The sequence below is a fragment of the Brevundimonas vesicularis NBRC 12165 genome, assembly GCF_001592205.1.
Lineage (GTDB): Bacteria > Pseudomonadota > Alphaproteobacteria > Caulobacterales > Caulobacteraceae > Brevundimonas > Brevundimonas vesicularis.
The window spans coordinates 12,739-32,584 of record NZ_BCWM01000010.1 but is presented as its reverse complement, the minus strand read 5'-3'; the positions used below and the strand labels follow the sequence as shown (position 1 = coordinate 32,584).

Annotated in this window: 26 protein-coding genes; 6 read left to right on the top strand and 20 right to left on the bottom strand. The window is 68.1% G+C overall.

The features are described from left to right. Positions 1 to 3 precede the first annotated feature (3 nt). The 15 genes from BVE01S_RS09400 to BVE01S_RS09330 form a co-directional block, all read right to left on the bottom strand. A complete protein-coding gene (locus BVE01S_RS09400; protein ID WP_066626802.1) occupies positions 4 to 456 on the bottom strand; it encodes an ExbD/TolR family protein in 453 nt (150 codons plus the stop codon). Between the two features lie 3 nt (positions 457 to 459). Beyond that, a complete protein-coding gene (gene tolQ / locus BVE01S_RS09395; RefSeq protein ID WP_055753946.1) occupies positions 460 to 1,212 on the bottom strand; it encodes a protein TolQ in 753 nt (250 codons plus the stop codon). A 140-nt stretch (positions 1,213 to 1,352) separates the two neighbouring features. Further along, positions 1,353 to 1,787 carry a hypothetical protein gene (locus BVE01S_RS09390; RefSeq protein WP_066626800.1) on the bottom strand — a complete coding sequence of 145 codons (435 nt, stop codon included), beginning with the start codon at positions 1,785 to 1,787 and terminating at the stop codon, positions 1,353 to 1,355. Between the two features lie 25 nt (positions 1,788 to 1,812). Beyond that, positions 1,813 to 2,271 carry a tol-pal system-associated acyl-CoA thioesterase gene (ybgC, locus tag BVE01S_RS09385; RefSeq protein ID WP_066626997.1) on the bottom strand — a complete coding sequence of 153 codons (459 nt, stop codon included), beginning with the start codon at positions 2,269 to 2,271 and terminating at the stop codon, positions 1,813 to 1,815. A gap of 5 nt (positions 2,272 to 2,276) precedes the next feature. Next, on the bottom strand, positions 2,277 to 3,140 hold the full coding sequence (locus tag BVE01S_RS09380) for a hypothetical protein (protein ID WP_066626798.1): 864 nt from the start codon (positions 3,138 to 3,140) through the stop codon (positions 2,277 to 2,279). Then, positions 3,137 to 3,505, bottom strand: coding sequence for a hypothetical protein (locus tag BVE01S_RS09375; RefSeq protein WP_066626796.1), 369 nt, complete (start codon positions 3,503 to 3,505; stop codon positions 3,137 to 3,139). Before BVE01S_RS09375 ends, BVE01S_RS09380 begins: the two co-directional genes overlap by 4 nt. A 5-nt stretch (positions 3,506 to 3,510) precedes the next feature. After that, complete coding sequence (locus BVE01S_RS09370; protein ID WP_066626795.1) at positions 3,511 to 4,977, bottom strand: alpha/beta hydrolase; 1,467 nt, start codon at positions 4,975 to 4,977, stop codon at positions 3,511 to 3,513. 67 nt (positions 4,978 to 5,044) lie between these two features. Next, on the bottom strand, positions 5,045 to 5,320 hold the full coding sequence (locus BVE01S_RS09365; RefSeq protein ID WP_017506436.1) for a BrnA antitoxin family protein: 276 nt from the start codon (positions 5,318 to 5,320) through the stop codon (positions 5,045 to 5,047). Beyond that, on the bottom strand, positions 5,313 to 5,573 hold the full coding sequence (locus BVE01S_RS09360) for a BrnT family toxin (RefSeq protein WP_066626794.1): 261 nt from the start codon (positions 5,571 to 5,573) through the stop codon (positions 5,313 to 5,315). The genes BVE01S_RS09365 and BVE01S_RS09360 overlap by 8 nt, the downstream gene beginning before the upstream one ends. Continuing rightward, entirely contained in the window at positions 5,570 to 6,601 is a 1,032-nt protein-coding gene (gene ruvB / locus BVE01S_RS09355; RefSeq protein WP_017506438.1) for a Holliday junction branch migration DNA helicase RuvB, read from the bottom strand. The genes BVE01S_RS09360 and ruvB overlap by 4 nt, the downstream gene beginning before the upstream one ends. Before the next feature lie 13 nt (positions 6,602 to 6,614). Further along, positions 6,615 to 7,232: a Holliday junction branch migration protein RuvA gene (gene ruvA, locus BVE01S_RS09350; protein WP_026108607.1), complete on the bottom strand. Its 618-nt coding sequence runs from the start codon at positions 7,230 to 7,232 to the stop codon at positions 6,615 to 6,617. A 166-nt stretch (positions 7,233 to 7,398) separates the two neighbouring features. After that, positions 7,399 to 7,917 (bottom strand): crossover junction endodeoxyribonuclease RuvC, encoded by a 519-nt coding sequence (ruvC, locus tag BVE01S_RS09345; protein ID WP_055753940.1) that lies wholly within the window; start codon positions 7,915 to 7,917, stop codon positions 7,399 to 7,401. Positions 7,918 to 7,963: 46 nt separating this feature from the next. Continuing rightward, entirely contained in the window at positions 7,964 to 8,659 is a 696-nt protein-coding gene (locus BVE01S_RS09340; protein ID WP_066626790.1) for an MgtC/SapB family protein, read from the bottom strand. A gap of 76 nt (positions 8,660 to 8,735) precedes the next feature. Next, positions 8,736 to 9,254 carry a hemerythrin domain-containing protein gene (locus BVE01S_RS09335; RefSeq protein WP_055753938.1) on the bottom strand — a complete coding sequence of 173 codons (519 nt, stop codon included), beginning with the start codon at positions 9,252 to 9,254 and terminating at the stop codon, positions 8,736 to 8,738. 84 nt (positions 9,255 to 9,338) lie between these two features. Continuing rightward, positions 9,339 to 10,112: a YebC/PmpR family DNA-binding transcriptional regulator gene (locus BVE01S_RS09330; protein ID WP_055753937.1), complete on the bottom strand. Its 774-nt coding sequence runs from the start codon at positions 10,110 to 10,112 to the stop codon at positions 9,339 to 9,341. A 148-nt stretch (positions 10,113 to 10,260) separates the two neighbouring features. Between BVE01S_RS09330 and BVE01S_RS09325 the strand changes: the two genes are divergently transcribed. Continuing rightward, positions 10,261 to 10,461, top strand: coding sequence for a hypothetical protein (locus tag BVE01S_RS09325; RefSeq protein ID WP_055753936.1), 201 nt, complete (start codon positions 10,261 to 10,263; stop codon positions 10,459 to 10,461). A gap of 4 nt (positions 10,462 to 10,465) precedes the next feature. On the opposite strand, the gene BVE01S_RS09320 is transcribed toward BVE01S_RS09325, so the two are convergent. Next, positions 10,466 to 11,749 (bottom strand): arsenic transporter, encoded by a 1,284-nt coding sequence (locus tag BVE01S_RS09320; RefSeq protein WP_066626995.1) that lies wholly within the window; start codon positions 11,747 to 11,749, stop codon positions 10,466 to 10,468. Positions 11,750 to 11,830: 81 nt separating this feature from the next. Here BVE01S_RS09320 and BVE01S_RS09315 point away from each other — a divergent pair, with 81 nt between their 5' ends. Both BVE01S_RS09315 and arsC read left to right on the top strand, forming a co-directional pair. Continuing rightward, positions 11,831 to 12,166 carry an ArsR/SmtB family transcription factor gene (locus BVE01S_RS09315; protein ID WP_066626787.1) on the top strand — a complete coding sequence of 112 codons (336 nt, stop codon included), beginning with the start codon at positions 11,831 to 11,833 and terminating at the stop codon, positions 12,164 to 12,166. Between the two features lie 5 nt (positions 12,167 to 12,171). After that, positions 12,172 to 12,576 (top strand): arsenate reductase (glutaredoxin), encoded by a 405-nt coding sequence (gene arsC / locus BVE01S_RS09310; protein WP_066626785.1) that lies wholly within the window; start codon positions 12,172 to 12,174, stop codon positions 12,574 to 12,576. Positions 12,577 to 12,591: 15 nt separating this feature from the next. Here the strand turns inward: arsC and BVE01S_RS09305 are convergent, their stop codons facing one another. Beyond that, positions 12,592 to 13,110, bottom strand: a complete 519-nt coding sequence (locus BVE01S_RS09305) for a PadR family transcriptional regulator (RefSeq protein WP_066626783.1) — start codon at positions 13,108 to 13,110, stop codon at positions 12,592 to 12,594. Positions 13,111 to 13,167: 57 nt separating this feature from the next. Here BVE01S_RS09305 and BVE01S_RS09300 point away from each other — a divergent pair, with 57 nt between their 5' ends. Continuing rightward, positions 13,168 to 14,076, top strand: a complete 909-nt coding sequence (locus BVE01S_RS09300) for a retropepsin-like aspartic protease (RefSeq protein ID WP_066626781.1) — start codon at positions 13,168 to 13,170, stop codon at positions 14,074 to 14,076. A gap of 22 nt (positions 14,077 to 14,098) precedes the next feature. Here BVE01S_RS09300 and BVE01S_RS09295 read toward each other — a convergent pair whose 3' ends face one another. Both BVE01S_RS09295 and BVE01S_RS09290 read right to left on the bottom strand, forming a co-directional pair. Then, entirely contained in the window at positions 14,099 to 14,638 is a 540-nt protein-coding gene (locus BVE01S_RS09295) for a MarR family winged helix-turn-helix transcriptional regulator (protein ID WP_066626779.1), read from the bottom strand. Between the two features lie 42 nt (positions 14,639 to 14,680). After that, complete coding sequence (locus BVE01S_RS09290) at positions 14,681 to 15,115, bottom strand: acyl-CoA thioesterase (protein ID WP_055806518.1); 435 nt, start codon at positions 15,113 to 15,115, stop codon at positions 14,681 to 14,683. A gap of 111 nt (positions 15,116 to 15,226) precedes the next feature. On the opposite strand from BVE01S_RS09290, the gene BVE01S_RS09285 reads away from it, so the two are divergent. Both BVE01S_RS09285 and BVE01S_RS09280 read left to right on the top strand, forming a co-directional pair. Beyond that, positions 15,227 to 16,357 carry a zinc-dependent alcohol dehydrogenase family protein gene (locus BVE01S_RS09285; RefSeq protein WP_066626773.1) on the top strand — a complete coding sequence of 377 codons (1,131 nt, stop codon included), beginning with the start codon at positions 15,227 to 15,229 and terminating at the stop codon, positions 16,355 to 16,357. 79 nt (positions 16,358 to 16,436) lie between these two features. Further along, entirely contained in the window at positions 16,437 to 17,036 is a 600-nt protein-coding gene (locus BVE01S_RS09280; protein WP_066626771.1) for a hypothetical protein, read from the top strand. Positions 17,037 to 17,176: 140 nt separating this feature from the next. On the opposite strand, the gene BVE01S_RS09275 is transcribed toward BVE01S_RS09280, so the two are convergent. Continuing rightward, positions 17,177 to 19,660 carry a S9 family peptidase gene (locus BVE01S_RS09275; protein WP_169802117.1) on the bottom strand — a complete coding sequence of 828 codons (2,484 nt, stop codon included), beginning with the start codon at positions 19,658 to 19,660 and terminating at the stop codon, positions 17,177 to 17,179. Positions 19,661 to 19,846: the final 186 nt, after the last annotated feature.

Here is a 19,846-nt window from a genome sequence, read left to right as displayed (position 1 = left end):
GATTCAGGCCTCCGGCGCCGTGTCGGTGATCAGGTTCAGCTTGGTGAAGCCCGAGGCGCTCAACCGCGCCATCACCCGCGCCACCGCCTGATAGGGCGCGCGCCCGTCGGCCCGCACGAACACCGGCCGCTCGGCCGCCTTGTCGGCGCCGCCCGCCTCGGTCAACAGGCGCGTGGACAGGGCGTCGAACGCCGTCTCGCTGTCGCCGACGAAGATCGCGCCCTGCCGGTCGATGCTGACGGACAGGGGTTCGGACTTGATCTCGACCGCGCTGGCCTCGGTCTTGGGCAGTTCGACGGGCACGCCCACCGTCAGCAGCGGCGCCGAGATCATGAAGATGATCAGCAGCACCAGCATCACGTCCACCAGAGGCGTGACGTTGATCTCGGTCAGAGGCCCCTTACGCCCCCTGCGTCCCCGGCGCCCGCCGCCGCTCGCACCACCGCCCAGGGCCATGGCTCAGACGCCCCGCTTCAGGCTGAGGTCGCTTGACGGCGGGGGCGGAGGCGGCGGGGCCGACGGGCTGCCCAGTCGGCGCGCCACGGCGGCCTGCAGATCGTCGGCGAACGCCTCCAGCCGGCCGACGAACTTGCCCGCGTCGATCGAGAACTTGTTGTAGGCGATATAGGCCGGGATGGCCGCCGCCAGGCCGATGGCGGTGGCGAACAAGGCTTCGGCGATGGCCGGCGCCACCGTCGTCAGATTGGTGTTGCCTGCCGCCGCGATCCGCCCGAACGCATTCATGATGCCCCACACGGTGCCGAACAGGCCGATGAAGGGCGAGGCCGTGGCCACGACCGACAGCACGCCCAGGCCGTTCTCGATCCGCTGGCCCTCGCGCGAGATCAGGCTGTTCATCGCCTTGTCGATCCGCACCAGCAGCAGGTCGCCCTGATGCTCGTTCAACGCCCCGCGCTGACGCGCCTCGCGCCAGTCCGACAGGGCGATCACCAGCATGCGCGGCAGGGCGTGGTCCGGCTCGGGTCCGGCCTGCGACGCCACCTCTTCCAGCGACCGGCCGGACTGAACCGACTTTTCGAACTCGTCGGCGCGCTTGTTCAGCGCCGTGAACCGAACCGCCTTGTCGATGATGATCGTCCACGACCAGATCGAGGCCGCCGCCAGCCCGATCATCACGCTCTTGACCACCCAGTCGGCGGTCATGAACAGCTCGACCGGGTTCATCATCGCGGCGTCGACAGGCGTGGTCATTCAGGCGCTCCGGGCGGAATCGAGATCGTCACGTCCCCTCTTCGACCGAGCGGACGTGACCATTGTGTGGCGTCCGGCCCGTTTAGCCCCGGCCCGGCCGCCCGTCATCTGACAGGCGCGTCATAAGGGTTAACAGCAGGTTACTCGGACGCCGGCCGCCGCGCGTTCGGATCGACCGCGACCGACACGGGTGCGCCGACGCTGATGATGACGCCCTCGTGGCCTTCCTTGGCGATGGAATAGGTGGCGGCGTCCTTCAGCAGCTGCTCCTCGCACTGGCGATCGCCCGCCCGGCCCAGTTCGGCGCAGCCGCGCTTGGCCGCATCGGTCCAGCCCAGGACCCGGCGCGTCGCCGCCTCGGCGCGCTTGATCGCCGCCTCGTCCTCGGCGGCGGCCTGCGCGATCAGGGCCTGGCGCGCGCCCTGCTGGTATTGCAGCTCGGCCTGGCCCGCCATCTTGCGCTCCCAGACCTTGTAATAGGGACAGCCCACCAGCCCGCCGCCGATCAGCAGCACGAACAGCAGGATCGTGACGATCACCGCGCTGGCGGACATCTTGTAGGTTTCTGCGGCCATGACGTTTCCCCTCGTTGGCGCGATCCTAGTCGGCGGTCCCGCCGGCCGCCAGCCACGGTGTGACCTTCTCGACCAGACCCTTCGACGGCCGTCGCGGCCGCCCGTCCAAATGAATGCAAACCGCCGTCACCTCGGCCCGGCACAACACCTCGCCGGCCCGCTCCACGCTCTGGCGGATGATCAGCCGCACGCCCTTCACCTGCTCGTAAACGGTGCGCACCACCAGGGCGTCGTCGATCCGCGCCGGTTTCAGATATTTGATGTTCAACTCCGACACCACGAAGGCCAGCGGCTCGGCCTCTTCCAGCAGATCGGCGTGCCCCACCCCGATGGCGCGCAGGAAATCGGACCGCCCCCGCTCGAAATAGCGGACATAGTTGGCGTGATAGACCAGGCCGGTGAAATCAGTGTCCTCATAATAGACGCGCACCGGCAACAGGTGATCGCGCCCCTCGAAACGGCCGGCGGTGGGTTGGTCGGAGATTGCGGTCACTGAAACCTCGTGCGTCGTGCAGTCGCCATAGCCAGTCCGATCGCGACAAGCCATCCGATCACGGGCGAAGCGCCATATCCCACCACCGGCGCCGGATAGGCGCCCAGCAGATTGGCGGCCGACAGACCGATCCAGAATCCGGCCATGGCCAGTCCGACGGCGGCTCCGATACCGCGCGCCCGCCAGCCCATCCACAGCAACGGGGCTGAAAGCACAATCAGAGCCATCCCCGCCGCCACGCCCAGGAGCGGCGACACGGCCCAGACCGTCGGTACGATATCCTCGACATAGGGAACGCGCGGCAGGGCCTGCGAACGCGTCAGGCTCCAGAGCGCCAAAATCCAGGACAGGGCCGCCAGCGGCGCCAGCGTCTTCCACGACCCTCTCGCCGCCGTCAGCAGCCCGATCGTCCCCAACGCGAAGGCCAGGCTGGCGGCCCCGTCGAAGCCGAGACCGAACGTCAGGATCGTCAGGGCCGCGACGCCTGCCGTCCACATATCGTCTGCATCCTGCGCCACGAGCCAGAGCAGCGGGGCGCCCAGCAGCGAAGCGGGGTGGATCAGAACCGGCCCCAGCGCCAGCCAGCGATGCGCGCCCTGCATCTCCACGCCCATCGTCAGCATCAGGACGGCGACGACCAGGATCGCCGCCGCCGAGATCAACCTCGGGCCCCGGCCCGGCCGCGCCATCCGCGACACAGCCCAAAGCGCCACAGCCCCGATCAGGAACGCCACGCCCTGGACCGCAACCGAGGCCGTCCCCGCCCCGGCCGCCCGGATCGCCAGCAGGCTGATCGCCGCCGTCGCCGTGATCTGTGCGATCAGAGCGAGTGCTGGCCCATTCAACCGACGACGGATCACGGCCGGCGGTTCGGCGCAGCCATGAAACCAGGGCAGTAGCTTTGGCGCATTTCGCGGAACTCGGTCGGCAAGGGATCGTCGCTGAACAGGATGCGGTTGGGAATGGAGACGAAGCCCACCGCCGGCCCGCCGGCGGCGCGCCCGACATAGCCGCATACCGATCGCCTTTCGCCGTTCTCGGCGTAGCGCAGCTCGGCGCCGCGCCCCGCCTGGATGCGGATCTGGCGCATCACCCGCGCGTCGGCCGGCTCGGGCGACGGGGTGTTCGACGGCTGCATCAGCACCCAGACGCCGACCGCGCACAGGGCCAGAACCAGCGCCGCCCCGATCATCAGACGCTGCTGAAGCGGGCTGCGATGGCGCATCACCCTCATGCGGCGGGCGCATCCAGGGTGAAGTCCAGCGGCGTGTCGGGGGCAGGCAGGCAGGTCCGATCCACCGGCTTGGACGGATCACGCAGGAAATCGCGCGCCATCTTGCGCGTGCAGGGGCTGGCGTTGATGACGCCGTGGGTCGCATTGGTCACGATCACCACCTGGCTGTTCGCATAGCCCTTGGCGGCGGCCTCGGTCAGCGGCGGCGGGCAGCCTGGATCGATCTCGGCGGCGACTAACAGGGTCGGGATGTCGGTCTGGACGGGCAGATTCTCGATCGGCAGCGCCGGCCGTTCACCCACCGCCGCGCAGACGTCGAACAGCCGCGACAGCGACGGAACCAGCACCTCGGCGACCGGATCACCGGCCGCCCCGGCCGCCAGCCGCGCCTTGGACTCGAACGGCAGTTCCTCCTTGCACAGATGGGCCATGTGCTGGCCCTCGAAATAATAGGTGCGGTCCTCGGCGATCTCTGCGACCGGCGTCAGGTCGCCGGCGATGATCTTGTCCAGATCGACCGGCAGGCTGCGCACCCCCGTCGCGCTGTAGGTCGTGTCCATCAGAAAGGCCGACAGGTCGTCGACTTTGAAGGTGCGCCCATCCTTGCCCTTCACCGGCCCGGCCAGCCATTTGCGCGCCTCGGCCTCGAACCGCGCCTGAAGGTCCGGATGCTGCGCCGCGCAGGCCGCCTGGGCCGCGCATTTGGCCAGGATGATTTTCACCGCCGCCGAGACCTGTTCGGGCGTGCCGACGGCCCAGTTGCCCTCGGGCGGCCAGGGGCTGTCCATCACGGCGGCGCGCACGATCTGGGGCTGGTGGGTGATCACCGCCGCCTCGATGCGCGGCCCGTACGATCCGCCCCACAGGTCGATCTTGGCCAGACCCAGGGCCTGGGCCATGTCCTTCACATCGTCGGCGATGGCGGCGGCGTTGTACTGGTTCAGGTCGATCCCTTGCGCCTGATAGCCCTTCAGACAGGCGATCAGCCCGTCGCGGTCCTTGTCGGACGGCGGCCCCGCATCGGTCAGTTCGACGCCCGGACAGTCCATCGACGGGTTGCTCGCGCCGCCGCCCCGCTGGTCGAACAGGATCACGTCCTGATCCACCGCAAAGGCTTCCGGATTGCGACGCAGCGCCGCCAGCATCCGTCCCGCTCCCGGGGTCAGGGCCCCGCCCGGTCCGCCGTGGAACATCACCATCGGCGGCAGCGCTTGGCCCGCGGCGTCCTTGTAGGGCGCGCTGGCCTTGAAGATGACCACCGCGATATCGATGCGCCGGTCGCTGACCGAGCCGTCGCGCGCCTCGTCCACGGTCAGGGTCCCGCACCGCACCTCGCGCAGGCCCGTCGGCCAATCACTGGGACAGGCCTTGTCGGTGAAGACGGGGGCCGCTGCTCTCGCAGGCGGCGCCAGACCGGTCAGGCCGGCCGCAAACGCCATCACGGCCAGGGTGCGCAGGATCATGGGACGACGGCTCCGGTTCGCCCCCAGCAAACCCCCGCCCGCCCCGCTTGGCAACGCCTATTGCAGTTTACGCCGCGTGCTTCTTGCGCGCCGCTTCCGTCAGCGCATCCGCCATCCGCTCGCGCCAGTCTTCCCCTTCGTCAGCAAAGGCGCGGATGGTGGCGGCGGGTAGTCTTAACTCCACCTCTCGCTCGGCGTCGAATTGGGCATATAGGTCGGGCAGCACGTCTCGTAGAGGCTGTGCCTTGGCGAAGTCCTCATCGGTCCATTCCGGATTGTCCAGATCGTCGATCTCGACATCCTCGTAATCGCTTGGATCAAGGCTGAGTTTGGGATCAGCCATAGCGTTTGCTCTCCTTGGCGTTTGCGCGCCGCAGACTGATGGCTCTCAACGTCCCGTCTCGAAAGGTGAAAGCCAGCATATGCAGCCGCCCATCCAGCATACCATAGGCTCGCCATCGTTGCTCACCGTAATCTTGGCGGTCATCGGCGAGGATGTGGGCGGCGCGAAGATCGATCTCGCTCGCCCGCTCAAGCGACAGCCCGTGCTTCTCGCGATTGCTCGCATCCTTGCCTGGATCGAAGGCGACCTTCATTCAAAAAGGTCGCCGGGCACGGGTCCGGCGGCGGGTTGCGCCGGCGCGCTGAGGCCCAGATGCGCATAGGCCTTGGCGCAGGCCATGCGGCCGCGCGGGGTGCGCATGATGAAGCCCTGTTGCAGCAGATAGGGTTCGATCACGTCCTCGACCGCGTCGCGCGCCTCGGCGATGGCGGCCGCCAAGGTGTCCATCCCGACCGGCCCGCCGCCATAGTTCTCGATCAACGCCTTCAGGAACCGCCGGTCCAGGCTGTCCAGACCGGCCTCGTCCACCTCCAGCCGCGCCAGCGCCCGCGCCGCCACCAGTTTCGAGATCGTCTCCGCCCCTTCGGCCGAGGCGAAATCCCGCACCCGGCGCAGCAGGCGCCCGGCGATCCGAGGCGTTCCCCGCGCCCGCGACGCGATCTCGCGCGCGCCGGCCTCGTCGATGGCTGCGCCCATTTTGCGCGCCGTGCCGCGCACCACAGCCGTCAGTTCGTCGGGGGTGTAGAACTCCAGTCGCAGCGGAATGCCGAACCGGTCCCTGAGCGGCGTGGCCAACAGGCCCGCCCGCGTCGTCGCCCCCACCAGCGTGAACGGCGCCAGGTCGATCCGCACCGAACGCGCCGACGGCCCCTCGCCGATGATCAAGTCCAGCACATGATCCTCCATGGCCGGATACAGGATCTCCTCGACCTGGGGGCTTAAGCGATGGATCTCGTCGATGAACAGGACGTCGCGCGGCTCGAGGTTGGTCAGGATCGCCGCCAGATCGCCCGCCTTGGCCAGGATCGGCCCGGAGGTCGCCCGGAACCCCACGCCCAGCTCGCGCGACACGATCTGCGCCAGCGTCGTCTTGCCCAGTCCCGGCGGTCCGAACAGCAGCACATGGTCCAGCGCCTCCGCCCGCCCGCGCGCCGCATCGATGAAGACCTTCAGATTGCCCTTGGCCTGCGACTGGCCGACGAACTCCGACAACGTCTGCGGCCGCAGCGCGCGGTCGAAGGATTCGCCGGTCTCGGCCTCGGGGGAGATGACGCGGGTCATGTCGATGCGGCTCTCATCGGCCCAACTCCTGCAGCGCCGCGCGGATCACCGCCGACAGCTCCGCCTCTTCGCCCAGACGGATCAAAGCCTGATCCACGGCCCGGCGCGCATTGACCTCGGCGACGCCCAGTCCAAGCAGGGCCGACACGGCCTCGCCGGTGATGGACGGAACGGGCGGTGCGATCTCGACGTGCATGCCGGGTGCGACAGGCGCAAAACCGACATCGCCCAAGGGCTTGCCCTTCAGCTCGGTCACGATCCGCAACGCCAGCTTCGGCCCCACCCCGTTGGCCCGCGCCACCGCCGCCTTGTCCTCGCGCGCCACCGCCGACGCCAGTTCGCCGGGCGGCAGAACGTCCAGCACCGCCAGCGCCGCCTTGGGCCCCACGCCCTGAATGGCCAGCAGGGTCGTGAAGGCCCGCCGCTCGTCGCGCGTCAGAAATCCATACAGGCGCGGCCCCGCATCCTCGCTCCACTGGGAATGGACATGCACCGTCGCCTCGTCGCCCGGCGCCGGCAGCCGCCCCAGCGTCCGCGCCCCGCACGACACGACATAGCCCACGCCCGCGCAGTCGATCAGGCATTCCGCCTCGCCGACCTCGGCCAGCACGCCTCTCAACCGCCCGATCACGACTGTCTCCTCCCCATCGTGATGGGGAGGGGGACCGCGAAGCGGTGGAGGGGCTCTTGACGCCCCACAGCCACCAAGCCTGCGGAAAGAACCCCTCCGTCACGGCGCGAAGCCGCGCCGCGCCACCTCCCCATCTCCGATGGGGAGGAGACTTGATCCACAGCCTTCATGCCGCCCCCCGGTGCATCGCTTCCAGCAAGGACCGCTTCCTGAGCTGCGCATGGGTGATCGCGACGGCCAGGGCGTCGGCCGCATCCGCCTTCACGTCGCCCGCGGTCGGCAGCAGCCGTTTGACCATGAAGGCGATCTGGCTCTTGTCCGCATGGCCGGCGCCCACCACCGCCTTCTTGATCAGGTTCGGCGAATATTCCGCCACCGTCAGGCCCGCCTTGGCCGGCGCCAGCATCACCGCCGCCCGCGCATGACCCAGCTTCAGCGTCGAGGACGGGTTCACATTGACGAACACCTCTTCCACCGCCGCCTCCTCGCAGCCGTGGTCGGCGCAGATCGTCCCCAGGGCCTCGAACAGATGCAGCAGACGCTCGCTGAACGGCGCGGTCTCGGGCGGGGCCACCACCCCGTGCGCCACCCACCTCAGGCGCGCGCCATCCGACACGACGACCCCCCATCCGGTGCGTCGCAGACCGGGGTCCAGGCCGATGATTCTGACAGGTTCGTTCGCCATCCGTTCCCCTCATGCCGCAAAGAGGGTTATCGGGCAATGAACGGTTTCAGTCGTCGCGCGGGTCCAGGCTGTAGGCGACCACGCCCGGTATGGCGCACAGCTGTTCCGCCAGCTGCTTCAGCTGGCCTTCCTCGGCGGCCTTCAATCGCCAGGTCCGTCGAATGGTCTGTCCATCGATCAGCTCGAACCGGTCGTGTCGCGCGTCCGCGTCTATGGCTTTCAGCGCCGCCTCGATCGCCGGCTCCGGCGACGCCTCGCGCCGTTCCCAGCACACTTCGGCGTCCACCACCGTGCGCGCGGGCAAACGCCCGTTGATCAGCCTCAAGCCGATCAGGATCAGCGCCGTGACCACCGTCGCCGCCGTCCCCAGCGCATAGAGCCCTGCCCCGAACAGAATGCCGATCGCCGAAGTGATCCACAGCGACGCCGCCGTGGTCAGCCCGTGGATCGAAAACCCGGTGCGGAAGATCACGCCTGCGCACAGGAACCCGATCCCCGTCAGCACGCCGTGCGCCATCCGCGTCGGGTCTGTGACGATGTTCTCGTCGGGCAGGGCGCGGAACGCCCAATCGGCCTGCGACATGGCCGCCAGCATCAGTAGGGCTGACGCCAGGCTGACCAGGATGTGCGTTCTCAGGCCCGCCGCCCGCCCCCGCCACTCGCGCTCGAAGCCGATGACCCCGCCCGCGATCACCGCGCCGAGGATCGGCAGGACGGCGCCTTCCAGACTACCCAGATTCATCCGCGCTCAACGACGGGCCGAGCGCGGATGTTCCTTGGACGGACGATGCTGCGACATCGTGGTCGCAGCGACCGCTTCAGCCGTGCTTTTCGATATAGGTCTCGGGGTCCTTGTTCACCGGCTTGACGCCGGTGATGTACTCGGCCTCGAAGGCGGCGAACTTGACCGCCAGCTCATGGCGCGTCTCGACGTCGGCGTTCATGCGGAAGTCGGTCAGCCCCTGCCGCTCTTCCTCGCCCATGTGTTTGGAGTTGACGACGTTGGCCTCGCCCACGGCGTCGAACCAGGCCTTGGTGCCGACCTTGTGCTTTTCCACCGCCTTGACCGCGTCGCGCAGCTTGTTGTGGTCCTCGATGGCGTCTTCGGTCTCGCCCTCTACCGTGCCGTCCTCGGCGTCGTTGGCGCCCTCGCCTTGCTTCAGCAGCTCGGGATAGAAGAACCGCTCTTCGGCCTCGGCGTGCACATCCAGGAACGCCGACAAGCGCGACCAGACGGCGCTCAGCGCATCGGTGTCCTTGGGATCGATCTGTTCGATGATCGCAAACAGCCGACGCTGTTCGGCATGGTCGTCGAGGATCAGCTGGGTGATGTCCATAGAGGGCTCCAGGCGTAACGGTGAAGCCTCGTTACGCCCGGCGCACGACCCGGTTCCGTGCGAACGACTCGCGTGCGTTCTGGATCAGCCCGCGTACTTGGCCGCGTCCTCGTCGGAGATGTCCTCGTTCGAATAGACCGCCGACACGTCGTCCTCGGCGTCCAGCGCGTCCAGCAGCTTGAACAGGGTGCCGACGGCCTCGCCGGTCACCGGCACTTCGGACTGCGGCTTCCAGACGATGGCGGTGGACTTGGGATCGCCCAGCACCTTTGACATGGCCTCGGCGACGTCGTTCAGGTCCTCGAAGGCGGTCCAGATCGTGTGGCCCGGCGCGTCCTCGTAGATGTCGGGCTTGACCAGGTCGCTCTCGACGTCCTGGGCGCCGGCCTCGATGGCGGCCTCCATCACGGCGTCTTCCGAACCGGCCTCGGCGGCGTAGGTGATCTTGCCGACCTTATCCCACATGAAGGCGACCGAGTTCATCTCGCTCAGCGCGCCGCCGTTCTTCTTGAAGGCCGCCCCGATGTTGGACGCCGCCCGATTGCGGTTGTCGGTCAAAGCTTCGACGATGATGCCCACGCCGCCCGGACCCCGGCCCTCGTAGCGGACCTCTTCCATCGTATCGACGTCGCCGCCGGCGGCCTTGTTGATCGCGCGCTGGATCACGTCCTTGGGCAGGCTTTCGGCCTTGGCGTTGTTGACCGCCAGGCGCAGGCGCGGGTTCGCCGCCGGATCCGGCAGGCCCGACTTGGCCGCCACGGTGATGTCGCGCGACAGTTTGGAGAACAGCTTGGAGCGCTGCGCATCGGCGCGCCCCTTGCGGTGCATGATGTTCTTGAATTTCGAGTGGCCGGCCATGGGATCGTCTTTGAGCGTTCTGAACCTGAGCCGCGCCTCCTAAACGAAGAGCGGCATCCTGTCACGATACGCCGATCGGGGGCGACAGGGGTGGAACCTGTACCGTTTGGGCGTATTGATCCGGGCAAGACAGACGGAGCGTAAAGCCATGACCGCAGACGACACCATCTATGAAGCCGAAGGCTATATGGACGAGGACCTACACGAGGCCGACATTGTCGAGTGGTACGAAGCCCGCCCGGTCACCGTCTCCACCGCCGTCGCCACCGGCGCCATCGTCACCGCCTTCACCCTGGGCGCCCTGACCGCCGTCGGCGCCCTGTTCCTGATCGGCCGTCTGGACGACTGAGGCCCTAGACGCTCAAGCGTAAGGCCAAGGCCGCCAGGGCGACGCCCAGGACAGGCAGGGTGAGCACCACGCCCACCTTGAAATAATACCCCCACCCGATCTTCACGCCCTTCCGCGCCAGGACGTGCAGCCACAGCAATGTGGCCAAAGAGCCGATCGGCGTCATCTTCGGCCCCAGGTCGCTGCCGATGACATTGGCGTAGATCATCGCCTCCCTCGCTGCGCCGGTCGCGCCCGAGGCGTCGATCGACAGGGCGCCGATCAGGACCGTGGGCATATTGTTGGCGATGGCCGACAGGAAGGCGGTCAGGAACCCGGTTCCGAAGGCCGCGCCCCAGACGCCGCCCTGTGCGAATCCGTCCAGCAGGCCGGCGATCTGGCGCGTCAGACCGGCGTTGCCCAGCCCATAGACGACCAGATACATTCCCAGTGAGAAGATCACGACCTGCCACGGCGCTTCGCGCAGCACCTTCGTCGTGCTGATGACCGCGCCGCGCCCCGCCACGACCAGCAGGACGACCGCCCCCGTCGCGGCGACGGCGGACACCGGCACCCCTCGCGGCTCCAGCACGAAAAACCCGACCAGCAGAAACGCCAGGATGATCCAGCCCCAGAGGAAGGTCGCGCGGTCCTTGATCGCGCTGGACGGCGCGGCTAACCGCTCCACGTCATAGGCCTTGGGAATATCGCGCCCGAAGACCACAAACAGCACCATCAGCGTCGCCGCGATGCTCGCCAGGTTCACCGGCGCCATGACCGCCGCATAGCGGTCGAAGCCGATGTCGAAGAAGTCGGCCGAGACGATATTGACCAGGTTGGACACTACCAGAGGCAGGCTGGCCGCGTCGGCGATGAAGCCCGCCGCCATCACGAAGGCCAGCGTCGCCTTGGGGCCATAGCCGAGCGCCAGCAGCATGGCGATGACGATGGGCGTCAGGATCAGCGCCGCCCCGTCGTTGGCGAAGACCGCCGACACCGCCGCGCCCAGCAGGACGAACAGGACGAACAGCCGGCGCCCTTGGCCGCCGCCCCATCGCCCGACATGCAGCGCCGCCCATTCGAAGAAGCCCGCCTCGTCCAGCAACAGGCTGATGATGATGATCGCGACGAAGGTCGCCGTGGCGTTCCAGACGATGTCCCAGACCACGGGGATGTCGGCCAGGGTGACGACGCCCAGCAACAGCGCCGCCGCCGCACCGCCCATCGCGCTCCAGCCGATCTGCAGCCCCTTCGGCTGCCAGATCACCAGGGTGATGGTGACCGCGAAGATCAGAAAGGCGACGATCATGGGCGGCTCCATCCCGGTCGACCGACGACCGCAGCGCCCCATCTAGCTTGCATGACACCATATTTCCAGTATCTTGGAATAATGGAATCCGAACCCGCCATTCTCGCGCTCGCCGCCCTGGCGCAATCCACGCGACTGGACGCCTTCCGGCTGCTGGTCCGCCATGCGCCGGACGGCCTGCCGGCCGGAGAGATCGCGGACCGGCTCGCCGTTCCGACCAATACGATGTCGGCGCATCTGGGCGTGCTGTCTCGCGCCGGACTGATCGCGTCCCAGAGGCGCAGCCGGTCGATCATCTACCGCGCCGATCTGGATCGACTGGGCGAGCTCGTGCTGTTCCTGCTCAAGGACTGCTGCCAGGGCCGCGCCGAGCTTTGCCAACCCTTGCTGGCCGAACTGGCCCCCTGCTGCGACTGAGGCCAATGGACGTCGTCATCTATCACAACCCCGCCTGCGGCACGTCGCGCAACACCCTGGCCCTGATCCGCCACGTCGGGATCGAACCGCATGTGATCGAGTATCTGAAGACCCCGCCCAGCCGCGCGCTGGTGGCCCAACTGGTCGAACGTATGGGCGGATCGGTGCGCGATATCCTGCGCGAAAAGGGCACGCCCTACGCCGACCTCGACCTGGACGACACAAGCCTGTCTGACGACCAGCTGCTGGACGCCATCGCGGCGCACCCGATCCTGATGAACCGCCCCATCGTCCTCTCGCCCCTGGGCGTCAAACTGTGCCGCCCGTCCGAGACGGTTCTGGACCTGCTGCCCGACCATCTCGCCAAGCCCTTCGTCAAGGAAGACGGCCAGGTCATTCTCGACGCCTAGGGGCGGGCGCGAGGTCTATGACGCGCGTTGCCCGTCCAGCCAGTCCAGGCGGCTGAGCTGCAGGCTGATCGCCAGTTCGATGCGGGGACGCTCGATCGGGTCCAGCGACACCACATACTGACGCAAGGCGGCGATTTCCGCCTCCACCGTGCGCCTCAGGGCCGCCATGGCCTCAGCCTTTCGGACAGGCGGCAGACGGTCCCACATGCCTGAGCGCAGGCGGAACGGATCCAGACCGACGCTGGCGGCGCGCTCGGCGTCGCAGATCCAGTCTTCCATCACCGCGACTCCCTGCGGCGTCAGGGACAGAAGGACCGTGCCCCGGCCCGAGCCCGTCTCGGCCGCGTCGATCACGCCACGATCCGTCAATCGTCGAATGGCCGGATAGACGGCGCCGGCGCTGCCCCTCCATTCCAGAGACATCGACTCTTGGAACGCCTTGCGGACCTTGAAGGCGGTCGAGGCTCCGCGATGGTGGATTTCCGACAGGATGGCGCCTTCCAGCTCCGTCAGGCTTCCTTGCCGATTGTTCATTTGACCCGATCCGACTCGATAGTCCTAATCGGACTATCGACGTCTATAGAGGAATGCATGATCCGGTCCCTGTTCAAACGCGCCATGGCGGCGTCCTGCCTGGCCGGGGTCAGCCTATCGGCTGGCCTTGCTGCGGCGCAAGCCGCACCCTTCTCTCAAGCGCCCCCTCAGGCGACCTCTCCGGCGCCGGCGGCCGCTGTGGCCCGCATTCCGCTCTATGTCTCGGATGGCCGGGCGCTTCTGATGATGCGGATCAACGGCGGCCATCCTGCGCCCGTCGTCTTCGACACCGGCACCAACGGCAATCTGATCTACAAGTCCTACGCCGACGACATCGGCATGCCGAATGTGGGGCCGTCCCAGTCCAGGGACGGCAGTACGGGCCTGATGGTGCCCGGCTATACGACCAGCCTGAAGGGCGTGACCCTGGGCGGCTATGCGATCACCGAGGGCCCCGCCACCGTCTTCGAGTTCAGGGACGAGGACGAAGTCGGCATCTTCGGCCCCAACAGCTTCCCCGGAAAACTGGTCGAGATGAACCTGGCGAAAGGCGAGCTGCGCATCATGGCGCCCGACGCGCCCCAGCGTCCCGAGGGCCCCGGACACGCCTATTCCGACGACGAACGACTGCCGGTCGTCGCCCTCGATCTGCCGGGCGCCTCGGTCGAGGCCACCCTGGACACCGGCAACGACAGCGCCTTCCTCCTGCCGCTGTCTCTGGTCAGCCAGATCAAGCTGAAGGGCGAGCCGCGCAAGATCGGCATCGCGACCTCGGCCGCCGGAACCCAGCCCGTGTACGAGGCTCAGGCCGACGGCCCGGTCAAGGTCGGCGGCGCCGTGGTCGACAGCCCCAAGCTGCGCTTCATCGAGGGCGGAACCCCCAATATCGGCCTGCCCATGATGCGCAAGTTCCGGTTCGTCTTCGACCCTACCAACGAACGCACTTGGGTCCTGGCGGGCGACTGACGTTCAGGGCGGTCCGATGTCGTCAGGCGTCGGACCGTTCTGGCGTCTGCGGGACGCGATCCGTCAGCAGCTTCAGGACCTTGGCGGTGATCGCCAGTTCCTCATCGGTGACGCCCGCCAGCAGTCGGGTGCGGTCTTCGCGCGCGACGCGGTCGGAGGCGTTCAGCGCATCCAGCCCCTTGGGCTCCAGCCGGATCAGGTTGGCCCGTCCGTCGCCGCAAAACGGATGGCGCGAAACCAAGCCTTCTTCGATCGAGAGCTTGATACGGCGTGACAGCGACGCCTCCGATATCCGCAGGATCGCCGCCAACTCCGCCTGCGTCAGCCCCTTGGGCTTGGACGCTAGAACATACAGGTGCGCGCGCTGGGCCGCCGTATAGCCTCGACCGCGAAACAGCGCATTGGCGCGCGTGATCCATGCCCGGGCCACAAAGGCGATGCGTATGGACACGATCAGCTCCAGGCTGGCGCGGGGATCACCCCCGGTCGTCGCCACATCCGTCTCAGAGACGTTCAGATAGAAGGCGTCATCAAGATCAGCGGGGTCGGAAGGTATAGGCATCACGGAAACAGGCGATGTAGTACAGACGAGGGGCGAAAGTCCTCACCCCGCGCGTAGGTTCTCCACCACGCTCCTCAGCCGCGCCGGCAACGGCTTGGGCCGGCGGGTTTCGGCGTCGACATAGACGTGGACGAAATGGCCGATGGCGGCGGGCACGTCGACGCTGCGCTTGAAGACCGCAAAGCCGTAGGTGACGCTGGAGGTGCCGATCGCATCGACCTTGATGCCGACTTCGATCACATCGGGGAACTTCAGCGACGAGGTGTAGCGACAGCCCGAATCCACCACCAGGCCGATGGACTCGTCCAGCGCATTGGCGATCAGCAGGTGGGCGTTCACCGCCGAGTCCACGAACTCGTAGAATTTGGCGTTGTTGATATGCCCGTACTGGTCGTTGTCGGCCCAGCGGGTGGAGACCATGTGAAAGGCCTTGTAGGTCGCCCGTTGCGCCAGCGCGCCCTCGTCTCGTTTCGGCATCGTCGTCTCCCTCGGCGACGCGAACCGTCGCTCTCGATCCCGACGCTCTAGCTTGGACGACGTTAGGTCAAGCGCCTATCGGTAGGTCGTTGATGACGAAGGCTTGACCACATGATCCTCACGACTCGCGCCGCCGTCCTGTCCGACAGGGGCGCCGCCCGCCCCTACGCCGATAGCCGCCCCCTGTCGGTCCAGACCGTCACGCTGGACCCGCCCGGCCCCGGCGAGGTGCTGGTCGCGATCAAGGCGGCGGGCCTGTGCCACTCGGACCTGTCGGTCATCAACGGCGACCGCCCCCGTCCCCTGCCCATGGCCCTGGGGCACGAGGCGGCGGGCGTGGTCGAGGCGCTGGGGGACGGCGTCACCGATCTCGTCGTCGGCGATCACGTCGTCATGGTCTTCATGCCGTCGTGCGGCCATTGCAACCCGTGCGCCGGCGGCCGTCCCGCCCTGTGCGAGCCCGGCGCCGCCGCCAACGGCCGGGGCGAGCTTCTGTCCGGCGCCCGCCGCATCTTCCGCGAGGGCGAGCCGGTCAACCACCACCTCGGCTGCTCCGCCTTCGCCGAGCGGGCCGTCGTCTCGCGCCGCTCCCTGGTCAAGATCGATCCCGACCTGTCGTTCGAGGAGGCGGCCCTGTTCGGCTGCGCCGTCCTGACCGGCGTCGGGGCCGTTGTGAACACCGCCGGCGTCAAGGCGGGCCAGAGCGTCGTCGTCATCGGCCTGGGCGGCGTGGGCCTGGCCAGCGTGCTCGGCGCCCTGGCCTCCGGCGCCAGCCCCGTCGTCGCCGTTGACCTCTCCGAGGACAAGCTGGCCCTGGCCCGCACCCTCGGCGCGGTCGAAACCATCAACGCCGCTGACCCCGATGCGGTCGATCAGGTCCGCGCCCTGACGAACGGCGGCGCCGACTTCGCCTTCGAAATGGCCGGCTCGGTCCGGGCGCTGGAGGCGGCGTGGAAGATGACCCGGCGCGGCGGAACCACCGTCACTGCCGGCCTGCCGCCGCCCGATGCGGCCCTTGCCGTCAATGTCGTCTCCCTGGTCGGCGAGGAGCGCACGTTGAAGGGTTCCTACATCGGCACCTGCGTCCCCAGCCGCGACATCCCCCGCTACGTCGCCCTGTATCGCCAGGGCCGCCTGCCGGTGGATCGCCTGATGAGCGGCGTCATTCCCCTGGATGACATCAACACCGGCTTCGACCGCCTCCACGCCGGCGAGGTCGTCCGGCTGATCGTACGACCGTGACGACACTGTAATCCCGCCGCCCGGTTTCGGCCGCAAATCCGCAGACCAATGTCCGCTCAAGCTTCAGCGGAGATCTCCCATGCGCCCGTCTCGCCTGTCCTGCGCCGCCGCGATGTCGGCCGTCGTCCTCGCCTTCGCCGTTCCGGCCCTGGCGCAGGAGACCTCGCCTCAAAACAACGCCGAGATGGCCGCCATCTTCGCCGCCGATCAGGCCGTGCGTCAGGTCGCGCCCGAAAAATTCCGCGACCGCGCCTTTGTCAACGAGATGCTGGCCGCCGACGCCGCGCGCCGGGTCCAGACCCGCGCCCTGCTGGACGCCGGCGCGCTTAGCACCGGCGAGGACTATCGCGCCGCCGCCTTCGTGTTCCAGCACGGCTCCACGCCCGAGGATTATCTGCTGGCCCATACGCTCGCGGTCGCCGCCACGGCTCGCGGCGCGGACGGCTCTTGGATCGCCGCCGCCACCCTGGACCGCTATCTGCAGACGACCGGCAAACCTCAGATTTACGGCACCCAGACCCGCAAGACGAACGACGCGCCCGCCACGCTCGAACCCTATGACCGCGCCCTGATCCCAGACAGCCTGCGCACCGCCTTGGCCGTCCCGCCTCAGTCGCAACAGGACGCGCGTCTGGCGGCAATCAATGCGGCGGCCGAAGCCGCGGCGCCGAAACCCTAAAGCCGTCATTCCGGGGCGTCCGCAGGACGAACCCGGAACCCAGGACCACATCTTCGCTCATCGACGCGCTAGGCATCAGACCGGCGTCCCTGGGTTCCGGGTTCCGCTGCGCGGCCCCGGAAAGACGACAGAGCGGCGTCTCAGTTCGCCGCCGGCTTCGGCGGGGCGTTCTTCACATACTGGTCCAGCCAGCGGGTCATCTCCCACAGGGTGTGGCCCACCGATTCCCGCGCGCGGTATCCATGCGCCTCCAGCGGCAGGGTGACGTAACGCGCCGTCGCCCCCAGCCCCTTCAGCGCCGCATAGAAGCGCTCGGACTGGACCGGGAAGGTGCCCGAGTTGTCGTCCGCCTCGCCGTGGATCAGCAGGATCGGCTCGTTCAGCTTGTTCGCATAGGTGAAGGGCGACATCTCGGTATAGACCTCGGTCGCCTCCCAGTAGTTGCGCTGCTCGGACTGGAAGCCGAACGGCGTCAGGGTGCGGTTATAGGCCCCCGACCGCGCGATCCCGGTGCGGAACAGATCGCTGTGCGCCAGCAGGTTCGCGGTCATGAAGGCGCCGTAGCTGTGGCCGCCGACGGCGATCCGGTCGCGGTCCGCCACGCCCATGCCGACCACGGCGTCGACCGCGGCCTTCGCATCGGCGACCAACTGCTCGACATAGGTGTCGTTCGGCTCGGCCCCGTCCTTGCCGATGATGGGCATGGAGGGGTTGTCGAAGATCGCATAGCCCTGGGTCAGCAGGAACAGATGGCTGGACCCGCCGGGCCGTACGAACCTGTTCTGTACGTCCACCGTCTGGCCCGCCACCGCCGCATCGGTGAACTCGGCGGGATAGGCCCACATCAGCATCGGCAGCGGCCCGTCGCGGTCCTTGTCGTAACCGGCCGGCAGATACAGCGTCCCCGACAGCTTGACCCCGTCGGCCCGCTCATAGGTCACCAGTTGCCGCGTCGCCTCGGCCAGCTGCGGCGCCGGATCGGGGAAGTTGGTCAGCCGCGTCGTCTGGCCCGTCGTCAAGTCGCGGATCTGCAGGTTGGGCGGATCCAGCCGCGTCTCGCGCTGCGTCACCACCCGCTTGCCGTCCGCATCCAGGAAGCCGACCACGGCCTCGTAGTCCGTATTGGCCGAGGTCCACAGCCGTTCGCTGCGTCCCGTCGCCGGGTCCATCGCGGCCAGGAAGGGGAACTCACCCTGCGGCGTGGCCCCGGCGCCTGACATCAGGATGCGCCCCTGCGGATCGAAGCGGATCACCGAACGGCCCTGCGCATTCGGCTGGGTCACCGGCTGGCCCGGATTGTCGTAGCGCGCCTGATAGTTCCGCTCCAGCAGCACCCGGCCCTCGCCGGGGTTGGACGGATCGACCACGAACCGCGTCTCGTGCCGGGTGTTGAACCAGCGGCTGTTGACGATGGCCAGGTCGTCCCGGCCCCAGACGACGCCGCCATACCGTTCCTTCAGGTCGATCAGCTTGACGGGCTCGCTCGTGAACGGCGCGGCCTGCATGAAGACCCGGTCCCGGAACTCGGCCTCGCGGCGGATGTCGCCGCCGTCCAGCGCCTCGACCCAGGTCAGGGTCGTCGGCGCATCGGCCCGCCACTCGACCGCGCGCGGCCCCGGCGCCACGGCGTCGAAGGCGGTCGGCACATCGTCCCTCAGCGGCAGGTCGGCGACCGTGCGCACCACGCGACCGTTCAGATCCGTCACCACGATCTCGGTCGGGAACAGGTCGTCCGGCACCGCATAGGAATAGGGCCGCTTGGCGATCTCATGCAGGATGTATTGGCCGTCCGGCGACACCGACGCGTCCAGATAGACCGCCGGCGCCCCGATCGTCCGTGCACGGCCGTTCAGCGGAACCAGCGTCAGCTGGCTGGTGAAATAATGGTCGAACAGGGCCTCGTCGCCGGGGTTCGACAACAGGTCCTGATAGGTCCGCACCGGCGCGACCCGCCCGGCCGTCTCCTCGATGTTCGGCCCCGTGGGCGCCGCCGTCACGTCCGGCGCCGGACCGCGTCCCGCCGGCACCGCCTCGACCAGCAGGCCCGAACTGTCGGGCAGCCACTCATAACCCGTCCCGCCGGTCATATTGACCACCGGATCGGTCAGCTTGCGCGCCCGCGCCGAGGCCACGTCCACCACCCACAGCTCCAGCCCCGTCGGCCGGTCCAGCACGAAGGCCAGCGACTTGGCGTCCGGCGAGAACCGCGGCGCCGTGAACCGCGCGCCGTCGGGCAGGGCCACGACGCGAGGTTGCCCCCCGTCCACCGCCTGCAGGCTCAGACCCGTCAGCCACGCCACCCGGCTTTCGGCCGCGCCGTTGTTCCTGGGATTGATCCGCGTCCCCGCCAGCCGCAGCATCGGCTCGGCCAGGGCCTTGATGCTGGGCAGGTTGGACCGATCCATCAGAACCAGCGTCCGCCGATCCGGGCTCAACATCGACGACGGCGTCGGCTTGGCGTCCAGGATGTCCGCGATCGGCGCCGGCGGCTGCTGATAGACCATCGGCCCCGCAGCCGACGCCGCATTCTGGGCCCCCGCATTCTGGGCCAACGCCCCACCCGCCACGCCGCTCAGCAGCACCGCCGCCAGAACCAGCCCAACCCCACGTCCACGCATCATCATCGTCTGAAGTCCCCACAAATCCCGAACCCCAGACCTAACCCCGCCTTTCCACCGCCGACAACCCGTTTCGGCGTTACAGTGTCACATTGGCGCGGCGACGCCTGCGCCTGGCCCAGTCGATCCTAGACATATCGCTGATATTCCAGATTGCCGCTTTCGGGCTTCGGCGTTAAGTTTCGCCGGAAA

Bases quoted from the DNA above. Each gene is read 5' to 3' on its own strand.
- BVE01S_RS09400 (WP_066626802.1), bottom strand. From the start codon at position 456: ATGGCCCTGGGCGGTGGTGCGAGCGGCGGCGGGCGCCGGGGACGCAGG.
- tolQ (WP_055753946.1), bottom strand. From the start codon at position 1,212: ATGACCACGCCTGTCGACGCCGCGATGATGAACCCGGTCGAGCTGTTC.
- BVE01S_RS09390 (WP_066626800.1), bottom strand. From the start codon at position 1,787: ATGGCCGCAGAAACCTACAAGATGTCCGCCAGCGCGGTGATCGTCACG.
- BVE01S_RS09375 (WP_066626796.1), bottom strand. From the start codon at position 3,505: ATGCGCCATCGCAGCCCGCTTCAGCAGCGTCTGATGATCGGGGCGGCG.
- BVE01S_RS09370 (WP_066626795.1), bottom strand. From the start codon at position 4,977: ATGATCCTGCGCACCCTGGCCGTGATGGCGTTTGCGGCCGGCCTGACC.
- BVE01S_RS09365 (WP_017506436.1), bottom strand. From the start codon at position 5,320: ATGGCTGATCCCAAACTCAGCCTTGATCCAAGCGATTACGAGGATGTC.
- BVE01S_RS09360 (WP_066626794.1), bottom strand. From the start codon at position 5,573: ATGAAGGTCGCCTTCGATCCAGGCAAGGATGCGAGCAATCGCGAGAAG.
- ruvB (WP_017506438.1), bottom strand. From the start codon at position 6,601: ATGACCCGCGTCATCTCCCCCGAGGCCGAGACCGGCGAATCCTTCGAC.
- ruvC (WP_055753940.1), bottom strand. From the start codon at position 7,917: ATGGCGAACGAACCTGTCAGAATCATCGGCCTGGACCCCGGTCTGCGA.
- BVE01S_RS09340 (WP_066626790.1), bottom strand. From the start codon at position 8,659: ATGAATCTGGGTAGTCTGGAAGGCGCCGTCCTGCCGATCCTCGGCGCG.
- BVE01S_RS09335 (WP_055753938.1), bottom strand. From the start codon at position 9,254: ATGGACATCACCCAGCTGATCCTCGACGACCATGCCGAACAGCGTCGG.
- BVE01S_RS09330 (WP_055753937.1), bottom strand. From the start codon at position 10,112: ATGGCCGGCCACTCGAAATTCAAGAACATCATGCACCGCAAGGGGCGC.
- BVE01S_RS09325 (WP_055753936.1), top strand. From the start codon at position 10,261: ATGACCGCAGACGACACCATCTATGAAGCCGAAGGCTATATGGACGAG.
- BVE01S_RS09320 (WP_066626995.1), bottom strand. From the start codon at position 11,749: ATGATCGTCGCCTTTCTGATCTTCGCGGTCACCATCACCCTGGTGATC.
- BVE01S_RS09315 (WP_066626787.1), top strand. From the start codon at position 11,831: ATGGAATCCGAACCCGCCATTCTCGCGCTCGCCGCCCTGGCGCAATCC.
- arsC (WP_066626785.1), top strand. From the start codon at position 12,172: ATGGACGTCGTCATCTATCACAACCCCGCCTGCGGCACGTCGCGCAAC.
- BVE01S_RS09305 (WP_066626783.1), bottom strand. From the start codon at position 13,110: ATGAACAATCGGCAAGGAAGCCTGACGGAGCTGGAAGGCGCCATCCTG.
- BVE01S_RS09300 (WP_066626781.1), top strand. From the start codon at position 13,168: ATGATCCGGTCCCTGTTCAAACGCGCCATGGCGGCGTCCTGCCTGGCC.
- BVE01S_RS09295 (WP_066626779.1), bottom strand. From the start codon at position 14,638: ATGCCTATACCTTCCGACCCCGCTGATCTTGATGACGCCTTCTATCTG.
- BVE01S_RS09290 (WP_055806518.1), bottom strand. From the start codon at position 15,115: ATGCCGAAACGAGACGAGGGCGCGCTGGCGCAACGGGCGACCTACAAG.
- BVE01S_RS09285 (WP_066626773.1), top strand. From the start codon at position 15,227: ATGATCCTCACGACTCGCGCCGCCGTCCTGTCCGACAGGGGCGCCGCC.
- BVE01S_RS09280 (WP_066626771.1), top strand. From the start codon at position 16,437: ATGCGCCCGTCTCGCCTGTCCTGCGCCGCCGCGATGTCGGCCGTCGTC.
- BVE01S_RS09275 (WP_169802117.1), bottom strand. From the start codon at position 19,660: ATGATGATGCGTGGACGTGGGGTTGGGCTGGTTCTGGCGGCGGTGCTG.